This window comes from Mesotoga sp. HF07.pep.5.2.highcov (assembly GCF_003666285.1).
In the GTDB taxonomy this organism is placed as follows: domain Bacteria; phylum Thermotogota; class Thermotogae; order Petrotogales; family Kosmotogaceae; genus Mesotoga; species Mesotoga prima.
The window spans coordinates 1-3,775 of the sequence record NZ_JFHJ01000295.1 but is presented as its reverse complement, the minus strand read 5'-3'; the positions used below and the strand labels follow the sequence as shown (position 1 = coordinate 3,775).

At 45.3% G+C, this 3,775-nt stretch carries 3 protein-coding genes; all 3 read left to right on the top strand.

The features are described 5' to 3' along the window. Positions 1-217 precede the first annotated feature (217 nt). The gene (locus BG32_RS06255; RefSeq protein WP_121526570.1) at positions 218-2,152 is read left to right on the top strand and encodes a histidine kinase N-terminal 7TM domain-containing protein; all 1,935 of its coding nucleotides are present in this window, start codon (positions 218-220) and stop codon (positions 2,150-2,152) included. A gap of 236 nt (positions 2,153-2,388) precedes the next feature. Continuing rightward, entirely contained in the window at positions 2,389-3,267 is an 879-nt protein-coding gene (locus tag BG32_RS06250; RefSeq protein WP_183084192.1) for a carbohydrate ABC transporter permease, read from the top strand. Then, a partial coding sequence (locus BG32_RS06245; protein WP_147434854.1) for a carbohydrate ABC transporter permease occupies positions 3,264-3,775 on the top strand: 512 nt, incomplete at its 3' end. The genes BG32_RS06250 and BG32_RS06245, both read left to right, overlap by 4 nt.

Genomic DNA, 3,775 nt, shown 5'->3' with positions numbered 1-3,775 from the left:
ATCTCCAATATCCTTGCGGGGTAAATATGCTTGCAACTCTTGTCGGAGAACCGTTGACGGTTGACTTGAGAATGTCTTATTCGAAGCGCCTGATTTGTGTTGTTCTCTTCTCATAGAACGTTCCTCCGTTTACAGCCAAGTCTTATCACCCAGTGATGCTTTTCTTTGTGAAGCCCTGGCAAAACGTTTATAATCTGACCATCAGGAGATTTTCGGGGTGTGGGATTTGAATATTTACGCGATTCTTACGTTCTTTCCAGTTGCAATCTGTTTTTTTATGGTTTTCCTTTGTTTCAGGCAGAGAAGTCGTTTAGAAGCCAGAGCTCTTGGCCTATTGATGCTGTCAATAGCGTGGTGGTCACTTTTCTATGCGCTGGAGCTGCTTTCTTATGATCTCGAAAGTATGAGGCTTCTGAACAAGATTTCTTATCCAGGAATAGTGTCCGTTTCGGTCTTTTACTTCCTCTTTTCCATGGCACTTGTGGACAAAAGAGATTGGTTTCGTTGGAAGAGGATTGTGATGCTATTTATCGTACCCATTGCTGTTTTGATTGCGATGTGGACAAATGAACAACACTGGCTATTTTACTCGCTTAGTGAGATAGATCACACTTCAACTTTCCCCCTTCAGAGATTGGTGCACGGTCCGCTCTTCTGGATTGCAATGTTGTACAATTACTTACTGCTTTTATCAGGAATCATTGCTGTCTTCAGAAAGTATATCCATTCGACGGGTCTATATAAGGGTCAGTTAGGGACTGTTCTACTGGGAACGGTATTCCCCATCTTGGTCAACATTAACTATTTGTTTGGTTTCGTTGATGTGGGGAATTTGGACTTGACTCCTTTTGCCTTTACAGTGGCCGGCGTATTTGCCGCTGCAGGAGTTTTCAGATATAGGTTGTTCGACATACGTCCCGTAGCCAGAGAGACCGTAATAGAAAGGCTTCCAGACGGGATAGTCATTCTTGACGACGGTGGAAGAATAGTTGATCTTAATCCGATGGCTTGCAAAATGCTGGGCATTGATGCTTCAGATGCCATTGGAAATTCAGTCCAGGAGGTCTTCAGCGATATCGAGTCTGTTGTAAGTTTCTTCACTTCCGGCTCCGAAAAGAGGGAGTTGAACGTGCGAGAGAGAGTCATAGAGATAAAGCAGAGTCCCATCTACAGCAACAAGGGCAAGATCAGAGGGCATATTGCGCTGTTGACAGATATAACCGAAAGAAAAGAGGTCGAAGATGCGCTCCGCCAAAGTGAAGAGAGGCTCGCACTTGCAGTGAAAGGCGGGAAGATAGGTCTCTGGGACTTGAAAATGAAGAAAGGCGAGTTTTCGATAAACGACCGATACTATCAGATCATGGGCTATTCGGCAGGCGGATCTGTCATTACCTTTCAACAATGGAAGGAATTCGTACACCCTGAGGACCTTCTTCCCTGCCTTGAGGAAATGGATAAGTGCTACGAAGGTCAGACTGACTACTTCGACATCGAATACAGGATGCTTTCGAAGGGTGGAGAGTGGATCTGGGTTCATGATCGTGGCGAAGCGGCCGAAAGAGATGAGGATGGAAGGGCGACCAGGATTCTCGGAACTCACATCGACATTTCTCCGACGAAGCAAATTGAAGAAGCGCTTCGCGAGAGCCAGATGATGTACAAGAAGCTGGCCACTACGGATATGCTAACCGGGGTGATGAACAGGTATTCGCTAACCGAGCTTCTCAAACTGGAAACGGAAAGGTCTAGAAGATATTCTGCTCCTCTATCGCTGATAATGTTCGATCTTGACAACCTGAAGACCGTAAACGATAATTTTGGCCATCTCGCCGGTGACGATGCGCTGAAGCTGACATGTTCGTTCGTTCAGTCAAATATCAGGAGCTGTGACTATATCGGTAGGTGGGGAGGCGATGAGTTCTTGATTGTCGCAACGAACACCGATCTCGAGGGCGCAATTAAGATGGCCGAAAAGCTCAGATCGGGGCTCAGTTCTGTTGATAAAAAAGAATATGGACCTTTGACCATTAGCATTGGTGTTACGACGCTTCTGGAAAATGAAAGCGATTTTGACGGTTTGCTTCGAAGAGCGGATGAGGCACTATATGAATCAAAGAGGAGTGGAAAGAACAGAGTTACGTCTGTGATTTGACAATTAGAATGGAGATTTTTGAAGTGGTTTCGAACCTGAAAGCAGTAAGAATCGAAGAGTTGATTTTGCTTTTCCAATTATGCTAGACTATCCCTAGCGTGACAGAGATGATGAGAAAGTCGTGCCAGCTATAAGGCGGCGACTTTTTTTGTTTTGCTTGATCTTCCTTTAACGTATTTTGGTCATAATGGTTGTGTTATAGATTCTTTCATATTTACAACTGTGGGGTGATACGATTGCGTCGCGGAACCAGGGAAGCGCTTACCGGCTGGGTGACAGTCTTGCCAGCTTTGACTGTTCAGGTGATCTTTATCTATTTGCCACTAGCGTGGGCTTTCTATGTATCTTTCTTTAGTTGGAACATGATAAGACCGATGAGGTACGTTGGACTCCGTAATTACGAAAGGCTCTTCAGCTCACCGGATTTCTGGAATTCGATGGGGGTTACCGGGATATATATCCTCGGCACCGTAATCCCTTCGGTTATTATCGGACTGTTGCTTGCTGCTCTGCTCAATATTGAGTGGATAAAGGGAAGAGGGCTTTTCAGGACGCTCTTCTACATTCCGGTTGTCACTTCGATGGCCGCCGCGGCCGTTATTTGGGGCTGGTTATATGAACCGAATTTCGGACTGGTAAACTACTTCCTTTCCATTTTTGGTATTAGTAACATAAAGTGGTTAAGCGATCCGAATTACGCACTCCTTGCGTTGATCATCGTTGGTGTCTGGAAACGTATCGGCTACAACATGGTGCTCTTCCTGGCGGGTTTACAGACTATCCCGAAGACATACTACGAGGCGGCCGAAATCGACGGGGCGACACCTTGGAGGAAGTTTGTAAATATTACGCTTCCGCTCCTATCTCCGACGACTCTCTTTGTGTTCATCATGCAATTCATTGCATCGTTCAGGGTCTTCGTCTCGGTATCCGTTATGACTAGCGGTGGGCCGGCGAAGAGCACTCAGGTTATCACATACTACCTTTATGAAAATGCCTTCAAGTACCTTAAGTTTGGATACGCGTCAGCAGTTGCCGTCGTCATGTTTGCGATGATGGTAGTATTCACTCTGATACAATTCAGAGTAAGCAAAGGGAGGGTGCATTATCAATGAGAAGAAAACCGGCCCTTCCAATTAGAATCATCGTTTACCTGGCAATACTTTTCGTGGCGATAATTATCAATCTTCCTTTTTTCTGGATGCTCGTTACTTCCTTTAAGACAGAGGATGCTGCCTTCTCTATTCCACCGAGCTTTCTGCCGACTATCTTTGATTTAAGGAATTTTGTCAAAGCCTTCGAGCTGATACCGCTTGCCAGATATATATGGAATACGCTTTTCGTAGCGCTTACGGTGACTTTGCTACAGTTGATCTTCAATTCTCTCGCAGCTTATGGGCTGGCGAGAATAAGATTCAGAGGAGCTAATGTGGTCTTCATGATCCTGATCGGGACGCTTATGGTTCCGCCGGAAGTCACTATGGTCCCTCTGTATGTAATCGTCAAGCAATTTGGGTTCATAGATAAGTATAGTGCTCTAATAGTTCCATTCATGAGTTCTGCATTCGGAATATTCCTGCTACGTCAGTTCTTCATGGGAATTCCAAAAGAGCTTGAGGAAGC